This window comes from Stenotrophomonas sp. 96582_Sma (assembly GCF_056480905.1).
Window position 1 is genome coordinate 3003115 of sequence record NZ_CM151122.1, and the last position, 25883, is coordinate 3028997.

The window sequence follows — 25883 nt, forward strand, 5'->3', positions numbered from 1 at the left end:
TGTTGATTGAACCAAGGTCCCAGAAAACCACCAATGCGCAAGGGGGGTTTACTTCTCCAGGCGCAGCGTGACCCAACGGCGTTTTATCTCCTCCACGACGGCGGTTACTGGCTCTTCGCCGAAGACTCTCGCGTGCTTGGACTTGGGCACCGAAAGCACCTTGAAACCCAAGCCGATGCTCTGCGCGTTGCTAAGGTAGTAGTTGACCGTGGTCCAGGAGTCCGTGGTCCAACCCTTGGTGCGCTGTTTCGGATGGAGGTGGCCCACCGCGTCGTGCGGGATCCAGCACTTGAAGCGATATGCCCCATCGGTGTCCTTCTTGAACTCCGGGTCAGCGGTATGGCGGACCATCTCGGGATGAATGACGAGGTGATCCGGATGCGGGTCGATGGACATGTCCAGGTCCACTTCCAAGATGTAGTCGTAAACCTTGTCCGTGGTCACCAGCCCGCCGGACAGAACCGCCTCACACGCAGACACCATGTGTTCGTAGCCGGCCTGAGCCATGCGCTGCCGATATTCTGCGGCCACCTCCCGTGGCAAATACCCAAGCATCCTGGGTGGCGCCTGTTGTGTCATGACGGCCACCGCGTTTTGGTCCGCCGTGTTGGTGTTATCGGGATACAGGACGACCAAAGTAAAAATCCGACTGGTGGAGCCCTTTCGATTGTTGGCCACCTCGTCCAGCTCCTCCCGAAAACGCGAGGTCAAGGCTGCCTTCACAGCGTATTCGGCGACTGGCTTCCAAATCGGCACGGTGATCGTTGCCATACTTGCTTCCCTACATGGTGTTTAACGGGAGAATAGCGCGTCGATTTCCTCGGGTGTCATGGTCAACACCCGCTGCACCGCATCGATGCCTTCGGCGGTGGTTGGGAAGGCCGACGCGCCAGCGTTTGAAGGGGACGTTGCCGGCGACGGCCCTTCAGCCTCGGCCACCGGTCCGGCTGGCTTGGAGGTCCACGCAGCGGCCACCTGCCCATCGCGAACCATTGGATGGTTTTTCCCTGGCCATGTCAGCAACAGGACGTCCCCGCCCATCTGCACGATCGCCTCGATGCCCCACCCCTCGGGACCGTAGCGCTTGCCGTTTCGGAAGCCCAGCCGGTCGGTGAGCTCACCGCTGGAAACCAAGGCGCGGCTTTCCTCGTGAACCTGGGCTTTGTCCTCGTGCCCGCGCCACGCGATTTTCCGCTTGACGAGCTGGCTGGCCAGCTTGTCCCGGGTCGCCCCCATCTGCACCTGGCACACCACGTGGGTGCCCACCAGCGACGAGAAGGCCTGGGCGGTCTTGTCCCCGTAAACCAGCTCAACCTGGGAGTGATCCTGGACCGCCATGATGGCCACCACGCCTTTGCTGCGCCCCAATGCCAGCAAGGGATCGATGTTCAAGCGCCCTGCGCTGGTCAGCTCATCGAACACGAAGTAGAGCCCACGCCCGCCCTCGTTGTCCGGCAAGCCTGGCCCAATGAGATCCGGCACGGCCACGTTGATCATGGCGGCGATGTAGGCTTTCGTCAGGGTTGGGTCCGGTCCGGATTGAACAATGACCTGCTTGCGCCCGTTGTAGTCGTCCCGTATCCACTCGGTCATCGAGAAGCGGCGCTTGCCAACCTTGGGCCATGCGGTGGCCAGATCGTCGATGAGGCGGGTGAAGCCCCCCAAGGAAGACAGCACGCTGGACGTGGTTTGACTATCCGGGTCACGCACCAGTGCGGCGCCGCGGGGGTAGTGCGGGCGCATGCCTGCGGCCATCTCTGCGGCGGGGCGGCGCACCAAGGCCGCCAGATCGGGCCACCCCCACTGGCCAGGCCGGGTGTTTTGGAGCTCGCGCACGCACCCGATCAACAAGTCCTGGGCGGCCATGCTCCAGAACTTGGCGTTGCCGTCGCCCTCCGGGATGATCGAGGCAGCAAACGCCGCCGCTTGGGTTGGGGTCCGCACGTCGGCGGCGACGTCCCACACGTGGGATCGCGCATCGAAGGGCGACACGATGATGGGCCTTTTGAGGATCGACGTGAAATCACCCTTGATGTCGTAAAGGAACAACTTTGCGCCCTTCTTTCGCGTCAGTTGTTCCAGGATGTGCTTGAGGATGACGCTCTTGCCTGAACCCACCGAGCCGGTGATCAGGACATGGCGCGCCCAATGCTTTTTTGGCAACAACAGATCCGGATGGAGGGACAGGGCGAAGGGATCCGCCTCGGCTTCCTTGGGTGTCACCGAGCGGTTCCGGGCTTCGTCCACGGCCTCCTTTCCTTCCAATAGCCGCGGTCCGGACAAATGCCAAGTGTTGCTCACCGGCTCGGCTGCCTTGAGGAACGTGCGTAGGCTAAGGCCCGCTGCCAGCAGAAGCGACGCCCCGATCCGGGTCCACGTCGCCGCCGGGTGGTGATACGACACCAGTTCGATGAACTCCCGTGCCGGAGCGCGAGCCGAGATGCCGACGGTCAGGAAGTGAAACGCAGTTACCAGACCGCCTTTCAAGGCATCGGCGAAGCGGATCAGCGTGCCATCGGGATTCGGGATGAGCCAGGCAACGCCCATGCTCCCCACGTAGGCCACGCCAAAAACGAATGCACCGGCAAGAACGGCGCGGTGCCAGTATCGGACCGGCTGGGAAGGCGCAACGCTGCCGGGCACGTCACCCAGCGCGTCAAAGGGCTTGGGTTTGCTCATGTCGGTGCATGCGCGTTGGGGTCCGCCCTCGCCACCCTGGCTGCTCAGGATTGGCGCCGTGGGCCATCAGGTGGAGGCAGGCCCGGGCGTGCTTGTGAAGGGCGGCAAGGTGGAGCGGTGCCCACCCGTGGGCGTTGAGGGCCGCCACGTCGGAGCCCGCTTCAACCAGAGGCGTGACCAGCGAGGCGTGACCAAACCGGGCCGCGTGGTGCAGGGGCGTGTTGCCGCTGGCATCGGGCAGCCGGGCGTCCGCGCCCATGCCGATGCAGGCCAGCAGTGCTGCTTCGTGGCCCGCCCGGGACGCCCCCACGAGCCAGCCCTGCCACGGTGCGTTCTCCCGCAACCGGTTTGCATCGGACTGCCGTGCCCGCGCTTCCTCCACCGCCATCGCCATGCCTTGGAAGAGCGAGGCGTGCTCTGCCATCGACAACCCAGCCACCCTCTCTGCCAAGGTGCTGTAAACCATCGGCTCGTCACGGTCTGCCAAGCGCCTCCCGTAAGCACGCACCAGGTCCCGGGTGGAGTCCCGCCTGGGCGCGTCGAACCCCAGGCGATACAAGCCCCAGCGCAGGTCCACTTGGGGCACATCATCGTGCTCCCGCTGGCGCACCTGCCAAACCAGATCGCCCAACCGACCCTCAACAGGGGCAACGCTCAGTGCGTGGGCGCGCGCCAACACTTGCGAGTAGTGAAGGCCTTTGGATGCGCCGGCTTCGCGCGCGAGCGCGCCCGCCAAGGCCTCCGCTCGTTGGAGGCCCAGGGGACGCAAGAGGTGCATCAGAGATTCTTGGATGTCCATCTCTATTGTTGTAAAGCCGAATCCGCGACCGTCAAGAGAACGTGTTAGCTGTTGAGGCGAGTAGCCACCGCAACACTGAAATGCCGAAGAATCTCAGTGTCATGCCAGAGCTTCTGCCCTGGGCTACTGCTGTCCAGTTCCTGAAGCACATTGTCCAAGCTTCTTCCAGCCAAAACCTGGGAATCCACATACCCGCCGACCAAGGCGAAAGAACTCAAATGCTCGGGAGCAACGTCGGGAAAACGGTGGAAGTTGGTGTTATTGATATTCATCTGGTCCTCCTGCTGTGGTAAGCCGATGTGCCTCATCGGAAAGGTCCAGCTCGATCGCTGGTGAACTAATGGGCTAACGCGTTAAACGCTGTCGGGTGGGCCAAAGACGATCCAAACCAGCATGTAGAGAATCAGCGCGGGATAGAACCAGAAATCAAACCCCTCCCAGTCAAACCGGCGCCAACGCTTCCTGCACCTCGCGCGCAGCCTGAGCCAGCGCCGGCTGCTCACCGGAAGGAACTCTGGACCACCACCCCGATGGTCACAAAGCCCACCGCCGCTATGGCCATTACCTTGAGCAGAACCGGAACGGCCGGGGGGTAGACGAGAACAGCCGCTGCGAAGGCCGCGGTCAGCAGGAACAAGCTGGTCAGCAGTGGAACCGCGTTTTCGAAAGCGAAGTCTTTGAGGGCATTGAACAACGTGGACATGGCGGCTCTCCTTTTGGTTTTATGAGTAGGTCTACCTACTCTTTACAAAACCAGTAAAGCACCATCAAACTGGACGTCAAGACGCAAAAATGCCCGATTCTGCGAAGAACCGGGCAGATTTGAACATCGGTGAAAGATTACTGTCGGAAGACGTTCGGTTGGGCCTGCTTCTGGTGCTTCTCCCAATCGTAATTGGCAGCGTAGTCCTTCATGAAAGCCGCCTCCTTCAACGAACTGCGGGCGTAATCGGCGTATCCCAGGCGCCCAGGTCCGTTCTCCATCCGCTGCTCACGGGTCAACATGGGAGGGGTCTCCTCCCGCTGGGCCCCGCGTTGCTGCCGCCACTGTGCAACGGTCGCATGAACCACCTGCTCGTGCTTGTCGCCCGGCTTTGCATCACGAACCGCTTTGTCGGCCTCCTGGATCTTTGCCTGGAGCGCGGCGATCTGATCGGGCGAGGCCTTCTCTGCCCAATCCAGAACGCGCTGTCGGCGTTGCTCGATGGCGTCTTGGTCTTGGGCCACGTTCTGCTCGAAGTCTGCCCGCGCCGCGCTGTCCTTCTGGGGCGGTGGGCGATCGCCCAGAAGCCGCTCGTTGCGCTGCGCCTGGAGTGCTCGCAGCTCGGTCATTTCTTCGATGGGTTGGGAAAGGGTGTTGCTCATGTTTGTTTCCTCCGCTGGGGTGAATAGGTTCATCGTTGATCAATCCGCAGGTTTGGCAAGGGGGCGAACCCCCTCGCCTATCCGCATCAATCCGCGTCGGGCAGCAGCTCCGCCAAGTCGAATCGCTTGATGCCGGCACGGCTCAGCGCCACGATGGCGTGACCGCGGGGCTCAAGAAGAGCGGAGTATTCTTCCTGCAGGAAGAGCGGCTGCACCTCGCGCTTGCCCCCGGTGGGCATGTCGATGTCGCGCGCGATCTCGTCTTGGCCCAGCGTGTCCTCCGATCCAATCCGCCAGCGGCGGCCCGTCACGGCGTCGATGCGCGAGGCCGTCAATCGCCCGGCCCCTTCCATGCGCATCTTGTCGTAGGCGGACGCGTAGGCATGGTCCGGGTCGTTGAGCACAGAGTGGCGCCAATTGTTCATGCCGCCTTGGTAGTCGATGCCCCGGGTGCGCTGCTTGAACGTGGTCAACGTTGCCTGTCCGAACCGCTTTTCCAGGTATTCGTGGGTGTTGTGCGAGCACTTCAGCGCGATCACCGATTGCATCGTGTTGGCCATCAGCTCTGCCTCGTTGACTGACCCAAAGGCGTTGACCAAGCTTTCAAACCCTTGGGTTGCAAGCACGGGCATCAACCCCAGCGAGCGCGAAACGGAGAACAGGTTGATGTCATCGGCCGTCAACAACAGGTGGGCCTCGTCCATCATCAACATCACCTCGGTTTGCCCAGGCAACGCTTCGCGCCACTTGTCGCCGAATGCACCACGCGCCTTGATTCCGTTCATGACCCGCTGTTTGAGCAGGCGCATCATCATTTCACCCGCTTCACCGAATTGGGTCGGGGGCAAGAAGAGGCCTACCATGGCTCCATAGAGCGCGTCGGACACGTCCACCTCGCCCGTCTCAATCGAATGCCAAGGCATGTCCGTCTTGATGTCACGCAGTTTTTCGCCTCGCAAGAGCTTCTCCAGCAGCCCTCGTGAGTTGAGCGTGAACGATTGCCTCTGTTCCGGATGCATCGCGGGAATCTCCAGGAACGCCCATTCCAGCGAGCTCTGCAGTTGAGACATGGGACGGAAGAGATCCGGGTGGATGGTCTGCGGAGCGCTCTCTTGACGAAGGCGGTGCTGTTGCAGGTAGGCCGCGTAGGCCAGCCGCCCCTCTTCGTCATGGCTCGTGTCCGCCTCTTCCAGGCCCAAGTATTTCACCACCTCCATCAGCTTTGCATTGGCACGAGGCGCGGGGCTGCCGGGAATCACGCGTTCCACAATGGACAACAACTTGGTGTGGTGGAACGGCGTGTAATGCCATTGCCTGTCGTCGCTCACCGGGATTCGATGGATGGCGATCTGCTCGGCAATCCGCTCGAGCAATGCCTCAGTCTCGGCCCCGTCCTCGCCAAGCTTGCGCTGTTTGACCAGCTCAAGCTCCGCGTCCATCTGTGCACGCTCCAACCCTTCCAGCTTGGCCGAGCACCAGGACCTGTAAGCCATCTCGTGATCCACGAGCGCACGAAGGATGATGCCGGTGTGGTAGAGAAACGCGTCACCACCGTCGGTCCAAAGCTTGGATTTCTCGTCCACTCGCCCACCGGCTGCACCGCGCAATGCCCGGACGATCTGATCGGGCGCCAACCCTTCGTAGGGCCCCACGCGCATTCCAGGCTTGACGACGATATCGAACAACCCTTCCAGATCCGCGATGATTGCTCCGTCTTTACCGTCGGCAATGAGAGCACCGCCGGCCAGCTTCTGCCGCGTCAAACGCCCCCTTACATCGCCTTGGTCCGAAGCCACACACGCCATTGTCAAGGCGGCTTTACGGAACCGACGAGCGATGGGTCGCAGTGCGGCATAGGATTTGCCCGAACCGATGGCCCCGAACACGAGCAGGCCCTGCTGGCAATCGCGCCATGAGAACATCATCACGGTGCCCAGGTCGGGCGAGTAGCCATAGCCCTTGTCGGAAAGGTGTCCCGTGGCGCGCCCAATGGTGATCAGCGGGGTCTTGTCCCGCAGGGCCGCCTCGGCTTGCTGTTCACGTGCCTTGACGTGTGAGTTGATCAACGCCCCTTGGGTAGCCAGGTTGTTGTCGTTGTTCTGCAGGTAGAGCCGGGCGGCGTTTTGGACAAAGTTGCCTTCGGCGTATTGCATCGCATACATGCAGGCCAACACGTAAGGTGCCGCCTCGCCCAAGCCAAACGGCAGGACCTTGGCGACAACCAAGGCGGCAAAGATGAGGCCCGCCCACTTCATCGCTTGAATGAAGCGCGCGGCTGTCCCGCCAATGACGCCCCGGTGCGGGTGCGAGGCCGCCGCCACAAAGCAAACCACAAACAGGACGCCGACCAAGCCAAAGGCCCACCACAGGTAGGTCTTGGCCATCTGGGCATACACAGCCATGCCACCGGCTTGCATTGCCACCTCGGTGCCGCCCTTGCTGTCGCCGACCATGAACTGAAGCGCCATCGGGACCCATTGCAGCAGCACCAGGGCTTTCAGCGACTCCTTCATGCCCTCGCCTTGCTTGAGGGCAATGAAGTAAGGAATGGTCAGCAACAGAGCTGCCCAGCCTGCCCAGCCGTTGAGGCTCACCAGGAAGGTTGCCAGAACGCCGATCACGGGGAAGGCGAGATACATCAAGGGAGTGGCCAGGCTGTCGCCGCCCTGCCCCATGTCGTTGCCCTGCAGGAAGCCCTCAGCACGCCGTCCAAGCTTCGTCGTGATGATCCGCGATTGGGTGTCACGCAAATCTTCCGGAACCTTCGGCCACCACTCCTGGAATTCGTCCTCGCTGCGTCCATCGGGCACCTTGAACACTTGGGCGTTCTCGTCCCAGACGGCGCCGCACTCCAGCGCGAAATCCCGGTCAGCCTCTGGCACATCGAGCTCTCGACTACGGACGCGATCAGTCACGTCAAAGCGCCCCACCAGGTTTTCATACTCCTCGGCGGATTTGACGATGATTTCTTCCTTCACGTTCGAAGGCTCGCCGCTCTTCCGCCGGAACTTGCGCCCCAGGCCGCTCGTCCAGTCAAGCACGTTGAACAAACTGATTGCTGCCATCTCTGTCTCCCTCCCCTGTCAGATCAACGAAGCCAATGCGCCAAGACGGCAAGCACCAAGCAAAGCGGCGCGCACGCCAGAAAGCCCGCTTTGGCCACCCAGCGCTCTGCGACCTGCTCAACCTTGCTCGCGTAGAGCCGATCCTTGGTCCATGCGTCATACGCGGCGTCGTCTCTGACCGGAGGCCTGCGATCGGCGCGCAAGTAGTAGAAGGTGCGGCGGACGCCTTCGCTCAGGTGGCCCATGCCAAACGATTCAGGGCTGCCGAGGAACAAGCGCCCGTGCAGGTTCAGCCACTTTGAGCCGAAGTGAAGTTTTCCGGGTTCCCGGTATTGCGTGAAAAACCACTTGAACATGTTTCCCCCTTATTCGTGAGTAGGTCACTTCTTTCTAGATCAAATCCGCAGATGCGCAAGGGGGATCAATCGATCCCCGACTTCTTCGCCCAGGCGTCCAGGTCTGCGTTGGCTTTTTGCTGCCAGTCGTTCCTCGGCTCGGCGGCTGGTGCGGGGGCCTTCTTCGGCAACGGGGCGGTCGCACGTTTCGGCGAAGGCATTGGCTGGGGCGCAATTGGCGCTGTCGTCGTTACCGGGGGAGCGGCGACAGGTGCGGGTTTCTCGATCGTGGCTTCTGGCTTGGCCTGTTCTGAAAGCACTGCTGGAGCGGGCGCGACCACGGGGACTTCCACCACCTCGGGCAACTGCTCGGGAGCGGCTGGAGTGGCCACCGGCGACGCGGGAGCGGGTGTGCTCGTCGGCGCCTGGTCGTTCTTCCCTAGCAAGAAGTGGATCGCCCCCGCGACCAATGCCACCGCCACCACACTAGCCAAGACCCAGGGCCAACGAGAGCGGGGGCTGGGCTGGCTGGGAGTTACCGGCTGCTCTACTGACGCGGCCTCCGGGGGTGTGCTGAACCCTTCAGGAACCGCGGAGAAAGTCTCCGCCGTCTCGGTGAAGACGCTGGGAGCCGTTGATGCCTCGTCAACCTCAAACACCTCTTCGGCTTCTTCATCGGCTTCTGTTGCACGACCTGCGAGCTCATCATAGAAAGCGTCCTTAACCGCTTGAATGAGCTCCTGAGCTTCTTGAGGCGGCAAGCCTTTCGTATTCACGACGGCGCCCCAGCTAGTCTTCGTTACCCTTGCGTCAGGGACGCCCAGCTCATTCGCCACGTCCAAGAATGCAGACGGAGACCAAGCGCCCCCTCGGTTGGCAGGTGTCTCGGCAGCCTCGAATAGCAGAGAATCGGATTCTGATTGAACGGACAGGGCGTCTGTCACGTCCTGCTGCGACAGGTTGACCAGGGGTGCTTCACCTTCACCGGCAATTGCCGCTTGCTCATGGACGGACAATGCGTCGACTAGGTCCTCGGCTGCCAACTCGGCTTCTGTCGGCTGGACCGTCAGGCCAGACTTGGCTTCTGTTGCCTGATCTTTCTCCTCTGCGCTTCTTGCCCGCTTGGCGTCTACGGTCGCCTTGACCTCCTTTGCCTTCTCTGTAGCGGCAGCAACGCCCTTCTGGGTCAACTCGGCAGTGCGCCTGCTGATCACTCCGGCCCAGTGACTGGCAGCTTTCAGGTTCTCTTTCATGCCGTCGGAAACCAGCCGCTCTTCTTGGGTGGGCGATGCGGTCGGGGTTGCCCTGGCACGCTCAAGCAGCTCCTTGCGCTTGCGCTGCAGCATTATTTGGTTCTTTTCTTCTGGGGTCATGTGGGCTCCTTGAATTGGGAAAGGACGCCCGAGCATCGACAGACACCCGGGCGCGAGATCACCGGACGTCAGGCACCGGGGTAACGACGATCACGGGCTCACCGCTGCCGCAGCGGTCGTCCACCGTGACCTTGGACAGCGCACCACGCTTGGCCAGCTCCACGATGGGCACTTGGCAGGCGGCCTTGTCGGCTCCTTGGAACACCACCGTCAACCCGTTGCTGGACTTGTTCAACAGACCCGCGAACTTGTCGAGGAAGGCCCGAGTGTCGCTGTCCAAACGCTTCATGTCGGTGGGGTTGTAGTTCAAGCGCAACGAATCCAGGACGGCTTCCTGCTTGCCCTCCACGGTTTCAGTCTTGGTGACCACTTCGGCCTTCATGCCAGCCGCACGGGCGGCGTCGGCGGCCTGCTCGGCGTGTTCCCGCTGCTGGTTCACGTAAGACGCCGAAGCACCCACTGCAGCACCCGCGGCGCAAGCGCCCAGGGCCTTGTCTTTCTTGCCCGTGAGCAAGGCGATGGCTCCGCCGGCCACACAACCGATACCACCGGCCTTGAACAGACGCCTCTTGTCGGCCTTGGGCTTGCCATGGTCCGCCGCGGCGTGCACTTCGTCAGGGGCGGCTTGGGCGGAAACGTGAAGCGGCATGAACGCCGCCAGGCAGAGAGTGAGAGGAAGGGAAAAACGTTTCATGGGATGGATCTCCTGCTGTGGGGGAAAGTTAGGTGCGTGGAGCAGTCATGGGTCCGGTTGCGGGCACCTTTGCCGCACCAGGATCTTTGGGAGAGGGTTGCGAGAGGGCCGCCGTCACGACCTTGCGAAGCGCTTCTTCGTAGCGCTGAATGGCGCGGTCCTGCTCCGCCTTCGTTTCGTCTCGCAGCCGCCGCAGATCTTCCTGGAGCGCACTCCGGAACAGCGCGTTCTCTTCCCGCAGCTCGTCAATGAGCTGCTCCAAGTGAGCGCTGGAGTTCTCCAACACGCTCACCACTGACGTGGCGGTGTTGTGTCGCTCCAGCGCCTCTCGCACGTAGGCGCTGAACGCGCTGCCCGATTCACGGGCGAGCCGCTGAGCAAGTTTCAGTTGCCGAGGGTCGAGGTTTACGTTTTGACGAACGAACGCCATCGGTCGAGTAACTCCGTTTCGGGATTACTCCACCGATACCGCGAATCTCGGAGTTGGCAAGGCCCCACGTCAGGAGCCTGAAAAACATGGGCCAAACGAGCTAACAAGCACTGACACTGTCTCCATTCGGTGGTGACATGGTCAGGCCTTGATTGCATTGAGGTTTCGGCTGGCGTTACAGCGATTCTTGGGCGAAAAACGCACTCCCACTTCAGTGCGTCATGTGTATGACGACTCTAGGGAACCGTCCGGGCTCCTGCTTCTCTGCCACTGCCGACATTGCTGCCGCCCACGTTGGGCTCTTGCAGTTGCTTCTCGGCGGCCCCTTGCGTGTTGCCCCAGGTGCGCTATTGGTGGTCTACGCCCCCTCGCCCCACAGGACCACCGCCCACGCCATGCCCACACAACGCTCCCGCTCTTCCACCCCTCACGCCAACCGATGCCCCACCTCGGGAATCCGTGCGGAGTTTTCCAGCCCACCGTTCCCCATTCCCCCGAACCCCCAAGACAGGATGCCCTCGCCCACCCGCAGCACCACCCCACGACACCCAAGCCACGTTGGCTTTAGTCAAACGTGTGCAGTGCCCTTGGATACACCGACACCGTGTTCTCCGAAACACAAATGGGGAGCCATGGAATCTTGGAAGGAGACCGCGAAGCCCTCACCGCATTTCGTTTTAGTCAAACGTGGGTGCGCGCCATGGCCGTCACTCACCGCCATTGGCATATCAATGATCCACCTGCTTTCGTTCCAGGAGTGTCCCCATGACCGCCGCTGACGTGGACGCGTTCGCCCGCCGCGTGCTGGCCTTCCATGCCGCCCGTGGGCCTGCCACCCCACGCTGGGCGCTGGACGTGGCCCGCCGTTCTGAGAACCCCGCGTGTGCTTTCTGCACCGCCCCTTTGAACGTGGACCATCGTCATTCGTGGGGGCTTTCGCCGCTCGTTCCATTGAACCAGGGCGGCCCAAGGGACACCGAGAACCTGCGCATGGCTTGCAAGCGCTGCATCACCGAGCGGGGCACCCGTGACCTGTTGGCCTGGCCCGAGTTGAGCCAGCGGCTGCCACCAGAACCCCTGGACGCCCTGCTGGCCGACCGGCTGTTTGTCCTGCAGCGCTCCGACAACCACCTGATCGAGGCGGGGCGCTTTGCCAAGCCAGCCACCGTCCTTGCCCAGCTCCAAGATCGCTGGATGCACCCCCGGTTCGTCGTGCACGCCCAGAGGCATTCGGACGGCTGGATGCTGGGGTGGCCACTGGCCCACCGTGCCGATCTGACGCGAAACGACTTGGCCGCGCTCTTGCGCAACATGCACCAAGGCCAACGGCTGGAACATCCCGACGTGGTGGCCTTCCGGTTAACCGAGGATGTTTTTCAATCGGCGGTGTGGCAACTGATCGCTCTCCACGCCTTGGTCATCCCCCTGCCCCAAGTGGAAGCGCCCCCTCCCGATCAAACCTTTGAGAATCGGTGGATGGCCCGGTATCCAAGCCTGAGCCAGATCCGCCGGCGGCGACAGGGCGCGCACGAAACACCCTGGCCTAGCCAAGGCAAAGACCATGCCCGGACTTACAGCGACAAGCCCAACGCGGTTCGCATGCGGACACAGCGTCAAGCCACTCATCAGGAGGAAACCAAGGCACAGTGGCTCAATGCCCGGCGCCGTTTAGCGAACCGGGACGCTGGGGTGGCCAGTGGGACGTTGAGGGCATGGCTGCCTGGGGAACGGGCCGCGCTGCAGGCCGACGTGGACGATCTGGCGGCGGCGTGGTTGAAAGCCCGCAAGCGCCAGTCGAAGGGGCGCCCGGACACCAGGGATCCCTTACCATTGAGGCAAGCTCAGACAACCAATTGACCGACATGGACGAAAAGGATCAGGACAAGGGAAGCGACAGTAAGGCTAACCGGAGCCCGTCGAAGCCTCAGCGGCGAAAGAAGAAGTGGAAGGAGCAATTTAACAAGCCTTTCAGCAGCCTGTTCACCATTCGCGATAACGAAGATGGAAACCCTCCGGAGCTGGAGGAATACCTTGTTCGTCAACACCTGCAAAAAGGGCTGAGCCACCTCCGGATGAGCAGCCGTGATGTTAGGTCAGCGCTAAAGGTCTTGAGCTTGGGCGAACTGAACCAACTTTGGAGCATGCGCGAAAAGAAACTCAAGTATGTGGAGGACGCCGCACTTCTGTTGGCGCACATCCGGCACCGGTCCGGGATTGACCTTCAGTTGCGCCCTGCATCAGAGCTTTTCAGTCACGATGTGATCCAAGCCCTCCAGGGCGTCCTTGAGGAGAGCGGGCGATTAAGGGTGGAAAAGCCACTGCCCCCCGCTCCTGATGCTGCCGCAGCAGAGGGGAAGCGAATGGAGCAGGTCCTCCGGGTGATCCGAGAGGGCCAGGCCGAGTTTCGAAAACGCCTAGTCGCTCACTACGGAGCGGTGTGCATGGTCACCGGGACCGCCCTGGCCAGCGTCATCGACGCCGCTCACATCGTCCCTTACAACGGAGCTTCCACCAACGCTCTGAACAACGGTCTATTGCTACGAAAGGACATCCACGCGCTGTTCGATGCAGGCCTGTTGACCATCGGTCCGGACCTGGTCGTTTACGTCAGCGCCGTGGTGGACGATCCGTTCTACCGTTCGTTGGACGGAAAGGAGCTCACGTTGGACGCCCCAGCCAAGATGTCCAAGGAGGCCTTGCGAAGGAGGCTGACTGAACACGAGTCATCCAAGTTGAGCAACACGCGCCTACCGATGTAAGCGCCTGACTGGTCCCAGCTGTCTCAAGAGCTCATCAAATTCCCAAGATTTCTAACCACCTTACCCGCGTCTCACTTCTAGGCTGACCGCTCACCCCGATCTCTTGGAAGGACAACACGATGAGCAACAGCAAGAAGACCCCAATGACCCAGGCTGCCCAGCGACGTATCCAAAGCGCGGTGGACCGCCAACCCAGCCCCTCCCCTCAACAACGGGCGTTCAAGGCCAAAGCAGCTTCAGTGGTTGCAAAGCGGAACGGCAAGTGAGCCATGGCGGCTTCGCCTCCCGGTGAGGGGAGCCGCTTCATCTTTTGCGTGTCGAAAACTGGGACCAGTAGGGCTGGACCCACGGGGTCTTCACCCGCCCCTGATTGCACAGAGCATTCCACCATTGGTTGTAGCGCTCACCGGCCAGCTTCACCGCCTCCGCACCCTGCTCTTCCACCCTCCCCCACGCTTGGGCGGCGACATAGAGACGTCGCATGGTCCATGACACGTCTTTCCCCGAAACGTGTCCGACGTGCGCGATCACCGATAGCACGTCCTCTTCTCGAAGCGCCTTGGTTCCATTGCGCCAACGCACCACCCAGGACTGGCCACCGGATTCGGGCGGGCCGCCCATGAGCACGTCCTCAATCTCTCGGACCTTCGGCAAGCTCTCTGGCAGGTCACGCCCGGCCGCAGCAAGCGCCAGGGCGTAATAGATGTCCAAAAGTCGGTGCTGAACCCGCTTCCTCGCCCCACTCCCAGGCGCATCAATCAACAGTGCCACCAAGCTGTTGATCTCACCCGCGTTAGCCATCAGAGGAGTGGTGAGGTCGTGATCCATCTGAGCCAATAGCAGGAGCAACGCATCCATGCTTGGATCCAGCCGGCTATCCGGCTGCATAGCTCCCGCGGGTAGTCCAACCACTTCTGCTGCCGCGTTGACCACGGCCGCTGACATACTCTCCCTGGACAACCGCCCATGCAGGACGTCGGCGGAAACCTCGTCGAATGCAGCCGCCAGTGCTTCCAGCCTATCTCCGCCTGCGATACCAAGCGTGTGGTGGAAGAAGTTACACGGGGGGAGCGTTGGATGTTCGGACAGAGCGCGTGCACCTCGCTCCATCGCACGGGCTTGGCGCTCCGCACACTCCGGCATCAGCTCAGCGTGGCTTTGCCGGACGTAAGCAACCAGGCCATCACAGACCTGCTGCCGCTTCTTAGGCCTGCGCGGAATCCCAGCCTCCCAAGTTTTGGCGGACACCTTAAAAATCTTGATTAACCGATCGGAAAGCGTGCGCTTGTCTGCCCAGATTCCCGTCGAGTGAAGCAGCCAACCGGTCAGCGGTTGAGCCGTCATGCCTGGGACGCGCCAGGTCTTGGCCCAAATGGCGTTCTCTTGATCAGCAGTCAGAGGGCCAAGTGCCACGCTCAGTAAATCTTCCCGTTCCTGCTCATCCCCAAGTTCCGCACCGCCACTCGGGCCGCCTTGCGGTCCTCCGCGTGCTCGTCCACCGGCGAGCTCACGATCAACAGCGTCTTGTCCTGGATGAGTGACGCGGCCGCGTAGTCGGCCAACGCCACCATGGCGGTGGTCAACGCGACTTCACTGCCGGCGTCCTCCGAATCGTCAAAGCCGAACAGCTTGGCGATGTTCTCGCGGAGCTTTGGCGGGATAGTCACCATGGCCCGGTGGTGGCGCAGCCCGTCCTCCCTCCGTCGGTAGTCGTGGAGGGTGACCGATCGGGGCATGACCATGTGAACCCGCTTGCCTCCCACGCTTCCCGCCTTCTGGCTGTCGTCGTAGTCAAAATAGGATTTGCGCTCCGGGTAGTCGCCCGGCCCCAGCAACAGGTGCCCCGGGATGCGGGCAATCGGAACGCTTGCCGCTTTGCTGGCCCGGCGGGGCTTGGCATGGGTCACGTCCTTGACGTCATCCAAGGTGCGCTTGACGGCCTTCTTCGTGGCAGCCTTCTTGGCAGGAGCTTTGCGAGTGGCCATGGGTAGGTCTGGGAGGGAAATCAAAGGAAGCTCCATCATGCCGCAGCCCTCCGGCCTGCACCAGCGGCCAAGGTATCGCGCACCCGGACAGCCAGGGCGTGGATCTCCTCCTGGGCCACCCGGGCCCAGCGGCCGTTGGCGTCGAACACGGTCTTTCCCTCCTCGTAGCAGTCCGCAAACAACGCTCGGTCCCGCACCAGGACGGCGCCCGACATCTTGGGGTGCTCTAGGCGGCGGCGATGGGCTGCCCGCTTCTCGTTGGCCCGGTTGGCGATGGGCAGGTAACGCTTTCCCTTCTTTTCAAGAACATCCACGGTTCGCAGGAAGATGAGGAAGCTGGCCCCGTCGAGCAACGTTGGCACCAGGTAGAGGTCCGCCTCGGGAATCACCTCGTTGTCCGGCAGACGCGGCGGGGTGTCGGTGATCTCCACGTCGAAGCCCGGGGAGCGCGAGCGCCCGACACTGAACGGTGTTTCGTCCGACAGTGAGGCAAACGCGCAGGCCCCGCCTTGGGGGTCCCGGTCATTGACCAGCACACGCAGGCTGGGGTCACGGGCATAGCACCCGGCTAGATTCAGGGCCAGCGTCGTGCGGCCGACGCCACCCTTGAGTGAGAAGTTGCACAGTCGCATAGGACATCCTTTCGTGAGTAGATAGGGGTTCCCCCGAATCTACCCCGACGCCGCCATGGCGCAAGTGCATGTTTTTGCAACCCTTTCGGGCCGTTCAGCCCTTGGATTCTTTTCTATTCTTCCAGAGAGGCGACTGGACGACTGCTGTCCCACCGAATGGTGTGGGCGGTGTTTGACGCAGAGCAATGCAGATCGAACGGCTGAGAGGCCATCCATGCTTTGACAGACGGTGGCGCAGCGCCATGCAGTGCTTCAATGATCGTCCAGCGTTGCTTTGCCGGGCCGAACTCCGCAAACACGTCCGCCCCTGCTTCGGCCAGCATTCCGGCCATCCTGTCGTAGCAATGCCGCTTGCGCGGGGTCATCCAGGTTCACGTGCCATGCCATGCAGGCCACGTGGAACGCGGTCACCCCGTTTGGCCCCACCGGGTGATCCAAGGACGGGAAAGCCGTCAAGCCCCTCCACGCCTTCAGTCGTGCCTCGCGGACAACCGCGATGGCTTCTTCAAGCGCCCAAGGGTTGCGGTGTTCGATGGCATCCAAAAGCCGTTGAGCAAGCCGATCGGCGGTCATTTCCATTGCAACACCTTGCGCAGTTGGCGCTCGAAGTGGCGTTGCTCGCGCGCCAGGCGGGCTTGCCGGCGAAGCTTGCCTTCGGGCAGGAACGCGGGAGCCGTGGGTGGGATGTGCGCGAAGGGAAGGCCAGCAATGGGGCGGGCCGAGCGGGTGGGGCTTTCAATCATGGCGGCGGTCTCATGGGTTGTTTAGAACGGATTTCGTGAGTAGGTCGCCCCACTCCCTTGATCCCATGCAACCAGACCACCGAGCAATGTCAAGATGGAAAATCCAACTTTTTTTGACTAAAAACAGGGGCTTGCGGAAGCCAAGGTGCATCGCATGCTGAATGCATGACGCACACGATCCGCCCCCGCTGTTCGCCCACCCTCACCCGCCTGTCCAAAGGCGTGCGCAGCGCGCTGGGCTTCACCCTCACCGAGGCCTTGCTGGCGCTGGGCTTGTGACCGCCGCAACGGGCGCGATGTTCCTGTTCTTCGGCCAGGTCGATGCAAAGGCCAAGGTGGCCAGCGAAACGCGCAATTTGCGCGAGCTGTCCCGACGTATCGAGAGCAGTTTTGGGATGGTGGGGACGTTCCGCGGGGTGAGCACCTCGGCCGTGGTGGTCGATGGCTTGGCCCCTGAATCCCAACTCGGCGTCGGGGAAAGCGTCTTGACCAACGCTTGGGGCGGCGCGGTAAACGTCCAACCCTACACCGTCGAACGCTTCGGTGATTCGTTCTCCGTCAGCTACGCCGGCCTTCCTCGCCAAGCGTGCGTGGACCTGGTCGCGGCCAACGCGGGCGGGGTGTGGGACGCCCAGGTGTCGGACGTTTCGGTGATTCGAAACACGGGCGGCCAGCTCGACGTGGGATTGCTGGGCCGCACGTGTGCGGACAAATCGCGCGTGGTCTTCGTCTACCACAACGGGTCGTTGGGGGGCGAATGGACCGGATCGCCGCTGGTATTGCCGCCCGCCACGCCCTCGGTCACGCCTCCCGTTTCTCCACCCGTGGGAACCCCAGTAGGGCCCGTGGGGCCGGTCGCGCCTTCCACGCCGATGTCGCCACCATCCGCCCCGCCGGCTAGCGCCCCACCTGCTACACCCCCACCGGTCACGCCGCCCGCTCCCCCGGTGAGCGTGACGCCTCCGGCTCCGCCCACTTCACCGCCGGTCACGCCGCCGCCGATCAGCACCACGACGCCGTGCCAAGAGTGGAGCGAGAACCGAACGATCAACTGCCCAATGGGCCAAGTGGGCCAGGTGTTCCAGAACCGCCGTCACCACTGCGGACCCGACCCGAGCGTTTATGAGGCGTGGGCTGGGTCCACAACGGCCGGCAGTTGGACCACGACCAGCAGCACCTGCGGGCCGTGCCCTGCTCCCGAGACGCGCAACGTGGGATGCCCTGCAGGTCAGTTTGGCGCGATTGGGCAGCAGCGGACCTTCTCGTGCACGGGCACCGGTTCGTGGAACACATGGACCCAAACCAACACCACCTGCGCGGCGTGCCCAGCGCCTTTCCCACAAGCCGAAACCCAGTGGGTCACCACCGCGGCCGCTTGCCCGGCGGGCCAGAGTGGATCGCACACGTGGCAGGCCGAGCAGCGGCGGACGAGGACCGGGACATACAGCTGCCCGGCCACCACGTGGTCGCTGCCCAGCCCGACGTTCACCACTTGGACAAATTGGGCGGAGACTGGGGTTCGTCGCAACGAGGCCAATACATGCACCCCCAACGCACCACCTCCGACGTTTCCCGAATACACCGGGCGATCTTGGCATTCGTGGGGAGACGGAGGGCACTACGGCTGGGCGATCTTCTGCAACGCTCCCCGGACCCTGGCCGAGCTTCAAGCCACCTCGTTGGCATGCACTTGGCAATACGAAACGAACGACACCCCCACGTTTACGCCAGAGCCACCTGGCGTGACCCGCCCAACACCGGCTTTGGAAGCCTGTGTCTACGCGCTGCGTGCCAACTTAACTCCGATGCCAGGTTACGGCTTCGTCAACCACCCAGGCACCGCGGTTTGGCCGGCGGCTTGCTCGTGCAGCGTCGTGGGTCCAGGCGCACGGTTCTACTGGCAAGACCTGGGAGCGAGCGACTGGGTGGGCTTTGAGTTCAAGTGCCCCTGACGGCAAAGAAGGCGGGGGCATCCCTCACGTTCGAAGTGGCAAAGCTTCGGATCTCCAAAACCGACCGGAGGCAATGCCCTCGCACCAAGCGTGCTTTTCAGAAGGCAGGTGGCTTGGCCACCTGCGGCGGCTTCTGGGCTCTTCGCTGTTGTGCCTCGAAGTCAAACCCCAGCCAAGGTTTTCCACATCGCCTTGCCCTGAGCTTCGTGAACCGATGCGTATTGCTGTGGATCCCAACTGGTTCCGGTCAAGAGCAGCCCCAGCTCTGCCACGGTGGCTTGGCGACGATCACCGAAAGCCAAGACCTCATTGAACGTCAACCCAAGCGTGTTGATGTCAAAGGCGCCGGGCTCCTCGTCCAACTTTCGCATTTCCAGGTGGGCATGGTGCTTGTCCCGCAAGGTCTTGATCTTCGCTGCCACGGGATCAGCCGTAAGGCTCACCATTTCATTGGAGACCTTTTCCCAGCCACTATCGAAGCGCGAGTAATTTTCGTCCCGATCGCTCTGTCTGAACTTCTCCTGGAAAACAGCCGAGCTTTCGGGCGGCAGGTCACTGATAGGCTCGTCGTCGAAGTGGTCGAACATTCGACCGTAGGCTTCTCGGTAGTGCCTCTTGATCGCGGGATCTGCCTGGAGCTTGCGCCAAAGGTTCGTCAGGCTTCCGGACCGCCAATGGTTGTCGAGGAAAAGCCGTGACTGATCGCGCACCAAGTCTTGTCCAAGAAGCGGCGCCAGGTGGTTCCAGGCATTGGCACCCGGCGTCTTGTCCAGCTTGGTTTTCAGCCCTGCCTGGATCTCGGGATCTTGAATGAGTGGGGACAGGATGTGCCGGCGCTCGTCGAGGATGTGGCACTCCTGCGTGAGCACCCGAACGAATCCATCGATTTGGCGAATACGTTGCTCCAGTTCCTCAGGCTTCATTCTTGCTCCGCCTCCAGCGGCACTTGCTGGAACCGCACCTGCAGCCGCTTGATGAGCGCCCGGGTTTCCTTGTTGGGCGCACGCGTGCAGACCAAGATCGCCTCCCCGTTGGGCACGTGACGGATCGCCTTCTGCTCGGCCCGAAGAACGGCGCGGTATTTCACCGCTTGGTAAACGCCGCGCTGGAGCTCGTCCTCCAAGCACTTGCTGGTTTTAACTTCCACCGCCAGACGATGTCTTCCGTTATCGAAATGCGCGTCCAGTCGGTCACCCGAGCTCAACAACTTCTCGTTGCTCCCCGCGGGGAAGCTCCCAAAGTCCACGAACTCTTCGGGATGGCTGACCACCCACGCCTTCAACGCTTTGTGCTCATCGCTTTCTGGCCTGCCACCCTCCTGGACTTTAGGAAGGGGAAGAGGCGCATCCGCTGCCACCTCTTCAACCGCCCCGGCGGACGGGGTCAGCATGGTGGCTCCCAGAGCGCGGGCGACCTGGTCCCAATTGGGATAGGTGAAAACGTCTTCCATCGCCTCTCGCAAGTGCGCGCGGCGCTCTTCCTCGGTGTCCAACTTCTTGCCCGCGAAGTAGGCCGGCGAAATCGTTATGGCACCCTCGCCAGGGTGTTTCGTGTTCTTGTTGACGACGATTGCGTGGAGGGGCGGGATGGGTTCCTTCCACTGCTCGCTGAGCCACTGCAGGGCCTGGGCCACTCCCCCGGCGACGGTGCCGTAGAGGTCTTTGCGGGGTTTGATCTCGTGTCCGAAGGTGTCGTGCAGCTCTTGGGCCAGGTCGCTGTAGGAATGAGCTTCGCCCTCCTGCGCCCACCGGATGAGGATGGGCAACGCGTCCGGGATAACCCGGCTCCGCCAGGGTGTGCGTGCAAACTCCACCTTCGACCAATCGAACTTTTCCATCCCCTACTCCTCCCTTGTCGTCTCGCCATGGTAGCGGCGGGACCAGCACGGGAAAACGATGGGGGGCCGATGTCCTGCACCCTCCTTTCTCAATCCTCGTTGGGCAGCATGATGGTGACCACCGGCTCCAGGGCGTCCCCGGGCCCACACAGTGCTTTCAAGGTGACAAGGCGATGGGTCGTCCGCGTCAGGCCAGACCCGGCCTCCGGGTGGGCTTCGTTCGACAACCAGTCGCCGGCATCGGGCAGAGCCACGTGGAGCTGGCAGTGGATCTCCGAACCGTTGCCCTGTTGCCGCTTGATGGCCACGTGGAGCATGAAAAGCACGTCCCAGAGCCGGCCGTCCACCGACTGCCCACGCACCTCCAGTCCCGCTGGCACTTCGACGTAGCGCGTCCACGCAGCACGGGTGATGGCCACGGGCAACTTGAAGCCGGCTTCCTTGGCCACATCGGACACGTCCACCAAGACGCCGCCCTCGATCGCCTGGGCGCGGGTGTAGGAATGGATAAGGTCGAATTCGTCAAACATGGAGCGCACCTCGCTGGTGAGTAATGGCCCGGTCCAGGGCATCCGGTCCGGATGTCCTGGAATGGAAAACCCACCGCCCCAGCGCTCGGCGCGGTCAAGGGAGGAAATGGAAGGGCTGGTGCGGCCCGCAGCGGAGCGAGGACACGGGCCCTGGAATGTCCCTTGACCGGAGAAGCTGGGCGTTGGGGCCGCGCGGAGCGCAAGGGGCTTGCACAGCGTGCCGCGAGCGGCACACCGATTCAGGGTTGAACTTGGGAATGCCGTCAGGCCTGGGTGCAGGTCACAGGGACCCGGTCCATCCACGCGCTCTGCCCCGCGCAGGCTTGAGCGGTGAGCGGGCCCAAACCTCGGATGAAGCGAAGAGACGCAAGTTGGACATCGTCTTGGGGCCAGTAGGGACCATCCGGCGAAAACACGAAGTGGTCCCCTTGAAAGGCCCCGCAGGTGGTGCAATGGTGGGCCAGGTAGGTTTGCCCTGACGTTCGAGTTGTGGCGAAGCGAAGCCAAGGGGCGTGCCCGGCAACGAACGCAGCGGCCCCCTCGTCCATGCACTCGATGTAGCGCAACACAGCGCCCTCTCCCCTGATCCACCAACCCCTCGTCGTCGTGCTCCTCGAACGAGGGCACCCAGACCGCGGCGGTGGGAGTGGGGGCGTGGCAGAAATGGCAATTGGTCAGAGCGAGCAGCAGGCCGTAGGCCGGGGCCCGAAGGGTGGATGGAGGGGCTTCATGGGTCATGGAGCCATTTTGCCCTTCCCCTGTGTCAGACGGTGAGACGTATTCCGGTCTGCTCGGCATTAGAGGCGCACGCGCGACCGAGAGGACTGCACACCCTCTGAAAGCACTTCATCCAGGCGAGCTTGATGTGCTCGACGAGCGGCCTCCTCTGTGAAGGCGCGGATATCACACGTGTGGTCACTCTTGACTTCATGCAGGACTGAATCCTTCAAGTTCCAGCTCATGTCATGAACGAAGCCGGCCATCGCTTTGCCGTAGCGCGAACGAGAGCCTTGGTAGCGATAGTCGGCGAAATGGCTCGCACGGACCTCAAACGTCTGTGCGTATCGGTGACTGGCTCGCCCCAACCTTTCCTCAAACTCCCACGCATTCGATAGAGATAGATAGCCGGTCTTAAGAAGCTCCTTGAGCACCTCCTCTCTTCTCGACAAGTCGAAACGAATGAGGGAAAGGAAGACTGGAATGCCGCGATCCTCGCACACCGCCCTTACTTCAACGATAGCGAAGACCTGATTTCCATCTGTTGCAATGTGAAGAATTTTCATAGGGTCCAGATTGAAATTGGGGAGTAAATTCGCCATGCAGCTGAATGTCTAAGCAACATCAGCCTGCCTGACCATCGGCCGGTTCGCGCCCAGCCACGCCAACCGTTTGTATTCGTCCTTACTGAGTAGTTTTGACACCCCCAACCATTGCACCAGGTGGTAGTGGCAGATGGTGTGGGGGTAACGCTGGATGCCTTCGTGCAGAAGCTTCGGCAGGTAGCAAACCTCGCCGTCCGTGCGCTCGTAGGCGTAGTAAAAATGGCGCACAGGCTTACTCATGGATTCCACCTGCCGCCTAAAGCGTGAACTCCTACGCCGGAAAGCGTCTCACCTGTCGCCTTGAAATGCCCGATCACGGCATCAAACACCTTCCGCTGCATCTCCATTTCTTGTTCGACCTTAAATCTCACATCATCCATGACACTAGGAACCAACCGATCGTCCAACTGGGGCACCCACAACATCATCAACTCAGCAGCTTCGTAATATTTGCCAGGCCACTCGAGGCGATCAAAACGCTGCAGCTGCTCGTTCATCATTGGATCGAGGTGCTGCCTGGATATACATGCTCGGGCGAAATCGACCACCAGTTGCCGATCACCGATCTTCATATACTGCCGCTTAGCAGCATTGATGGCATCGATTGCCGCTGAAGCTTTTGAGGTCACTGTCTTCATGCGAACCTCAGACGGCCCAAGTGGAGTTGTCGATGTAAGCAGCGATGCGAGCCCCGAGCAGTATGCTCAGAGGAAGCACGATGGGTGCAAGCATGGCGAGGATGGAGATGGTCATGTCGGCGGTTCCAGTCGGTGGAAAGAGCGTTGCGTTCTTCCTGATCCCAAGGTAGATCGCCCTGGAAATTTGTCCACGGCTGTAGTGGACAAAATCTTGACTAAAAGTAAAAACTGCGGAGCTATGGCCGCAGTTATTCCTAACATCTCTTCTCGCGCCGAAGGCGTCACCTGCTCTTTTCCACCGCTGCTTCTACAGATGCCGGCGCGCAGCGACCGGTGGCGGCGTTGCGCCGTTGGCTCTACAGCCTTGCCCGCTTTGCACTGACACTTCCCCGGGCTGCCCATGCCTGCTCAAGGTGGACCGCGCGTTGTTCGGCTTCCACCGTGGCCACCACGTGCGGCATCGCCGCCTTCAGCGATGGCGTGTTCCAGAACGGGCTGCCCCGGTGAGGGTTGCCGCCCAGCCGCAACAGCAGCAACGCCGTCTGTTCAAGTCGGCTGCGCTCGTCGGCGTCGTCGCTCAGCTGGTAGTCCGCCGCCAGCTTTTCCAGCGGGCGCTCGCACCAGTGGTTCCTCTCTTGAGGGTGCGCACCAGCTTGCAGGAGGGCTTCGACGATGCGGGGCCAGGCAAGTGCGGAATGGAGCGCGGGGCCTTCGTTGAGGCGCCACGCGTTGGGGTTGGCGCCCTGCTGCAGGGCCTGTAGAGCGCCGAAAAGGCTTCCTTCGACGCACGCGTGAATCAGCTCAGCGCTCGGACTTCCTGGCGGTGGTGGGCGGCGGTCACCCATGGCGGCTGCCCCGAACCTGGTTCCGAAGCAGATGTCCTTGGACGTAGTCCCGGATGATCTGGCGCACCGCTTCTGCGGTTGAAATCCCCGCGTTCACCGCGCCCTGCTCCACCGCCTCCAAGACGCTGCGCTGCAGCGGAAGGTACGCCAGGCGCACGTCCCTCTCCCCACCCAGCCGACGCTTGCTCAGTGCGTAAGGGTGGGCGGCATACATGGCGAGCACTTGGCGCACGGCTTCGTTTCGGGTGACCTGCGCGCGCGCGGCGGCCGCCTGCAAGCGCTCCAAATCACGGGAGTAGCCCCGGGAGGACGGAAGGGTGACAAGTTTTGGGGAAGGGACAGGTTGAAGCACGTCGCGCTCCGGCTTAGGACGCCGCGTCCAACGGCTTGGCGGCCGCCTCTCGGACCACCGCGATGGCACGCCAACGGTTGATCGCAGCGCCGGCGAAATACAGGGCGTCCACCAGTTCTTGCGCGGCCCCCTTCTCAAGCAGGGCCCGGTTGCAGGAGGCGAACCCTGCAAGGATTCCGTAGCGGTCCGCGTCGTCTTTGGCTTTGTTCATGGCTTCCGCAATCTGAACGTTCATGTCGAATCTCCTGATTTTTGCTGGTGGGTGATCGGCGGTTACAGACGCACGCGCTGACGGGGAGCTTCCAGAGCGTCCGCCGGAGCTGGCGCTTGGTTCGGCACCTGTTGGCGCGGGTTCCACACCTGCCCACCGATGATAATGCTCGGACCACCTGCAGCAGGAAGGACCTGCGAAAGCCTGGCTTGCTTCGCTGCGGCGTTGAGCGCACGCGCGGTGTCCTCCTCCATGCTTTTGGCTTCGTAGATCACCGGCCCCTTCAAGTGACCCTGCGCTTCGTCCACGAGGGCGGCAAGGGTTTGGCCGAACTTTGACTTTGGCCCTTGGTTGCGAGCATCGACGTCCCAACGCTCGATCATTTCGAACGCCTTCTCGTGACGGTGGCCAGACTTGTTGAGCTCGCAAAGCGCCGCTTCAGCGTCTTGCACGTTGAAGCGAATGGCGGAGAGCTTCACCGGGTGCGCGTAACCACCACCACTCGATGCCGATTGCGTGATGGCAACCGCTTGGTTTCCGTCGCTGACCAGGTGATGAATTTTCATGTTGATTTCCTTGCTGGTTTTCGGAGGGCGCCATTGCCCATCCACAAATTCAAGGTAGATCGCCCTAGAGATTTGTCCACGGCTACAGCGGACAAAATCTTGACTAAAAGTTAAAACTGCGATGCTGAGGCCGCACTTTTTCCTAGCATCACTTATCGCGCCGAAGGCGTCATCTGCTCTTTTTCCACCCCCGCTTTTACAGAAGCCGGCGCGAGGCGACCGGCAGTAACCCTGGGCTTTTCTCTGCACAAAAAAAAGGCCCCCTGGTGGGGACCTTAAAGGACATGGATTGATCTTGCACGATCAGTTCCTGTCAGCACGTCTCACTCCGCGCACTCCACGCCGATCCATTCTTCATCGAACCATTCGTCCAGCGTCGCCAGGTCTTTGACCTTGCAATTGGTGCCGTAATCCGACCCTTCGGTGTCGAACCCCACTTCATAGAGGAGCTGCCCGTCCTCTTCACGCTGCACATTGACAGAGACGGTTTGCTCAGCCAGCAGCTCGTCGTCTTCGCGTCCCAACTCTGCCCAATTGCGGTTCAGCAGGAAAGCCAGCAATGCGTCTTCTGCGGAAGACTGGAACGCGGGATAGCCCGCGGCGCCGGTCGAATAGGTATACCCAGACAACTGGTCAAACAAAGTGTTGGCAGCGGCATGCGCAGCTTCGTGGGCTTCCTTGACGGTGATGGTGTCGTTTGTGATGAGCATCGTGTGGTTCATGGCGAGATCCTTGTTTGTCGGTTGGCACTATTGCCTTCCCATGTAACCA

General features: G+C 61.8%; 31 protein-coding genes. 4 read left to right on the plus strand and 27 right to left on the minus strand.

The window, feature by feature from the left end; translation table 11 throughout:
• Positions 1-48 precede the first annotated feature (48 nt).
• The 11 genes from ACZK2R_RS13940 to ACZK2R_RS13990 form a co-directional block, all read right to left on the minus strand.
• The gene (locus tag ACZK2R_RS13940; protein WP_164078626.1) at positions 49-771 is read right to left on the minus strand and encodes an HIRAN domain-containing protein; all 723 of its coding nucleotides are present in this window, start codon (positions 769-771) and stop codon (positions 49-51) included.
• Between the two features lie 21 nt (positions 772-792).
• Complete coding sequence (locus ACZK2R_RS13945) at positions 793-2679, minus strand: helicase HerA-like domain-containing protein (RefSeq protein ID WP_478487323.1); 1887 nt, start codon at positions 2677-2679, stop codon at positions 793-795.
• Positions 2657-3415 (minus strand): ankyrin repeat domain-containing protein, encoded by a 759-nt coding sequence (locus tag ACZK2R_RS13950; RefSeq protein WP_478487324.1) that lies wholly within the window; start codon positions 3413-3415, stop codon positions 2657-2659. The genes ACZK2R_RS13945 and ACZK2R_RS13950 overlap by 23 nt, the downstream gene beginning before the upstream one ends.
• Before the next feature lie 107 nt (positions 3416-3522).
• Entirely contained in the window at positions 3523-3750 is a 228-nt protein-coding gene (locus ACZK2R_RS13955) for a hypothetical protein (RefSeq protein WP_005410158.1), read from the minus strand.
• Between the two features lie 227 nt (positions 3751-3977).
• Positions 3978-4181 carry a hypothetical protein gene (locus ACZK2R_RS13960; RefSeq protein ID WP_180843108.1) on the minus strand — a complete coding sequence of 68 codons (204 nt, stop codon included), beginning with the start codon at positions 4179-4181 and terminating at the stop codon, positions 3978-3980.
• A gap of 137 nt (positions 4182-4318) precedes the next feature.
• Positions 4319-4843, minus strand: a complete 525-nt coding sequence (locus ACZK2R_RS13965; protein WP_180843109.1) for a hypothetical protein — start codon at positions 4841-4843, stop codon at positions 4319-4321.
• Between the two features lie 86 nt (positions 4844-4929).
• Positions 4930-7908: a TraM recognition domain-containing protein gene (locus tag ACZK2R_RS13970; RefSeq protein ID WP_478487325.1), complete on the minus strand. Its 2979-nt coding sequence runs from the start codon at positions 7906-7908 to the stop codon at positions 4930-4932.
• Between the two features lie 23 nt (positions 7909-7931).
• On the minus strand, positions 7932-8264 hold the full coding sequence (locus ACZK2R_RS13975; protein ID WP_088475699.1) for a hypothetical protein: 333 nt from the start codon (positions 8262-8264) through the stop codon (positions 7932-7934).
• Between the two features lie 65 nt (positions 8265-8329).
• Complete coding sequence (locus ACZK2R_RS13980) at positions 8330-9616, minus strand: hypothetical protein (protein WP_478487327.1); 1287 nt, start codon at positions 9614-9616, stop codon at positions 8330-8332.
• Between the two features lie 58 nt (positions 9617-9674).
• On the minus strand, positions 9675-10310 hold the full coding sequence (locus ACZK2R_RS13985) for a hypothetical protein (RefSeq protein ID WP_478487329.1): 636 nt from the start codon (positions 10308-10310) through the stop codon (positions 9675-9677).
• A gap of 28 nt (positions 10311-10338) precedes the next feature.
• Positions 10339-10740, minus strand: a complete 402-nt coding sequence (locus tag ACZK2R_RS13990; RefSeq protein WP_414611905.1) for a hypothetical protein — start codon at positions 10738-10740, stop codon at positions 10339-10341.
• 765 nt (positions 10741-11505) lie between these two features.
• Between ACZK2R_RS13990 and ACZK2R_RS13995 the strand changes: the two genes are divergently transcribed.
• From ACZK2R_RS13995 to ACZK2R_RS14005, 3 genes are all read left to right on the plus strand, one after another.
• Entirely contained in the window at positions 11506-12597 is a 1092-nt protein-coding gene (locus tag ACZK2R_RS13995; protein ID WP_478487330.1) for an HNH endonuclease, read from the plus strand.
• 5 nt (positions 12598-12602) lie between these two features.
• Complete coding sequence (locus tag ACZK2R_RS14000; RefSeq protein WP_478487332.1) at positions 12603-13499, plus strand: HNH endonuclease; 897 nt, start codon at positions 12603-12605, stop codon at positions 13497-13499.
• Between the two features lie 119 nt (positions 13500-13618).
• A complete protein-coding gene (locus ACZK2R_RS14005; protein ID WP_154583035.1) occupies positions 13619-13765 on the plus strand; it encodes a hypothetical protein in 147 nt (48 codons plus the stop codon).
• A gap of 37 nt (positions 13766-13802) precedes the next feature.
• Here ACZK2R_RS14005 and ACZK2R_RS14010 read toward each other — a convergent pair whose 3' ends face one another.
• From ACZK2R_RS14010 to ACZK2R_RS14030, 5 genes are all read right to left on the minus strand, one after another.
• Complete coding sequence (locus ACZK2R_RS14010) at positions 13803-14843, minus strand: hypothetical protein (protein ID WP_414611908.1); 1041 nt, start codon at positions 14841-14843, stop codon at positions 13803-13805.
• A gap of 71 nt (positions 14844-14914) precedes the next feature.
• Positions 14915-15484 carry a hypothetical protein gene (locus ACZK2R_RS14015; RefSeq protein WP_414611909.1) on the minus strand — a complete coding sequence of 190 codons (570 nt, stop codon included), beginning with the start codon at positions 15482-15484 and terminating at the stop codon, positions 14915-14917.
• Positions 15485-15519: 35 nt separating this feature from the next.
• Positions 15520-16116 carry a ParA family protein gene (locus ACZK2R_RS14020; RefSeq protein WP_024958779.1) on the minus strand — a complete coding sequence of 199 codons (597 nt, stop codon included), beginning with the start codon at positions 16114-16116 and terminating at the stop codon, positions 15520-15522.
• A gap of 113 nt (positions 16117-16229) precedes the next feature.
• On the minus strand, positions 16230-16481 hold the full coding sequence (locus ACZK2R_RS14025) for a hypothetical protein (protein ID WP_478487334.1): 252 nt from the start codon (positions 16479-16481) through the stop codon (positions 16230-16232).
• 204 nt (positions 16482-16685) lie between these two features.
• Positions 16686-16859 (minus strand): hypothetical protein, encoded by a 174-nt coding sequence (locus ACZK2R_RS14030; RefSeq protein ID WP_478487336.1) that lies wholly within the window; start codon positions 16857-16859, stop codon positions 16686-16688.
• Positions 16860-17254: 395 nt separating this feature from the next.
• Between ACZK2R_RS14030 and ACZK2R_RS14035 the strand changes: the two genes are divergently transcribed.
• The gene (locus ACZK2R_RS14035; protein WP_478488035.1) at positions 17255-18811 is read left to right on the plus strand and encodes a type 4 pilus major pilin; all 1557 of its coding nucleotides are present in this window, start codon (positions 17255-17257) and stop codon (positions 18809-18811) included.
• 161 nt (positions 18812-18972) lie between these two features.
• On the opposite strand, the gene ACZK2R_RS14040 is transcribed toward ACZK2R_RS14035, so the two are convergent.
• From ACZK2R_RS14040 to ACZK2R_RS14090, 11 genes are all read right to left on the minus strand, one after another.
• A complete protein-coding gene (locus ACZK2R_RS14040) occupies positions 18973-19734 on the minus strand; it encodes an AbiU2 domain-containing protein (protein WP_478487338.1) in 762 nt (253 codons plus the stop codon).
• Entirely contained in the window at positions 19731-20648 is a 918-nt protein-coding gene (locus ACZK2R_RS14045; RefSeq protein ID WP_049430688.1) for a hypothetical protein, read from the minus strand. The genes ACZK2R_RS14040 and ACZK2R_RS14045 overlap by 4 nt, the downstream gene beginning before the upstream one ends.
• 89 nt (positions 20649-20737) lie before the next feature.
• Entirely contained in the window at positions 20738-21178 is a 441-nt protein-coding gene (locus tag ACZK2R_RS14050) for a DUF6573 family protein (protein WP_231347414.1), read from the minus strand.
• A 797-nt stretch (positions 21179-21975) separates the two neighbouring features.
• On the minus strand, positions 21976-22497 hold the full coding sequence (locus ACZK2R_RS14055) for a hypothetical protein (RefSeq protein ID WP_164078560.1): 522 nt from the start codon (positions 22495-22497) through the stop codon (positions 21976-21978).
• 12 nt (positions 22498-22509) lie between these two features.
• Entirely contained in the window at positions 22510-22740 is a 231-nt protein-coding gene (locus ACZK2R_RS14060) for a hypothetical protein (RefSeq protein WP_143578693.1), read from the minus strand.
• Complete coding sequence (locus ACZK2R_RS14065; RefSeq protein WP_049430698.1) at positions 22737-23138, minus strand: hypothetical protein; 402 nt, start codon at positions 23136-23138, stop codon at positions 22737-22739. The genes ACZK2R_RS14060 and ACZK2R_RS14065 overlap by 4 nt, the downstream gene beginning before the upstream one ends.
• Positions 23139-23494: 356 nt before the next feature.
• Positions 23495-23983: a hypothetical protein gene (locus ACZK2R_RS14070; RefSeq protein WP_049430700.1), complete on the minus strand. Its 489-nt coding sequence runs from the start codon at positions 23981-23983 to the stop codon at positions 23495-23497.
• Positions 23976-24335 (minus strand): hypothetical protein, encoded by a 360-nt coding sequence (locus ACZK2R_RS14075; protein ID WP_133120053.1) that lies wholly within the window; start codon positions 24333-24335, stop codon positions 23976-23978. The genes ACZK2R_RS14070 and ACZK2R_RS14075 overlap by 8 nt, the downstream gene beginning before the upstream one ends.
• Before the next feature lie 13 nt (positions 24336-24348).
• The gene (locus tag ACZK2R_RS14080) at positions 24349-24570 is read right to left on the minus strand and encodes a hypothetical protein (protein ID WP_024956690.1); all 222 of its coding nucleotides are present in this window, start codon (positions 24568-24570) and stop codon (positions 24349-24351) included.
• Between the two features lie 38 nt (positions 24571-24608).
• Positions 24609-25112, minus strand: a complete 504-nt coding sequence (locus tag ACZK2R_RS14085) for a hypothetical protein (RefSeq protein WP_049430704.1) — start codon at positions 25110-25112, stop codon at positions 24609-24611.
• A 323-nt stretch (positions 25113-25435) separates the two neighbouring features.
• The gene (locus tag ACZK2R_RS14090) at positions 25436-25834 is read right to left on the minus strand and encodes a hypothetical protein (protein WP_049406706.1); all 399 of its coding nucleotides are present in this window, start codon (positions 25832-25834) and stop codon (positions 25436-25438) included.
• Positions 25835-25883: the final 49 nt, after the last annotated feature.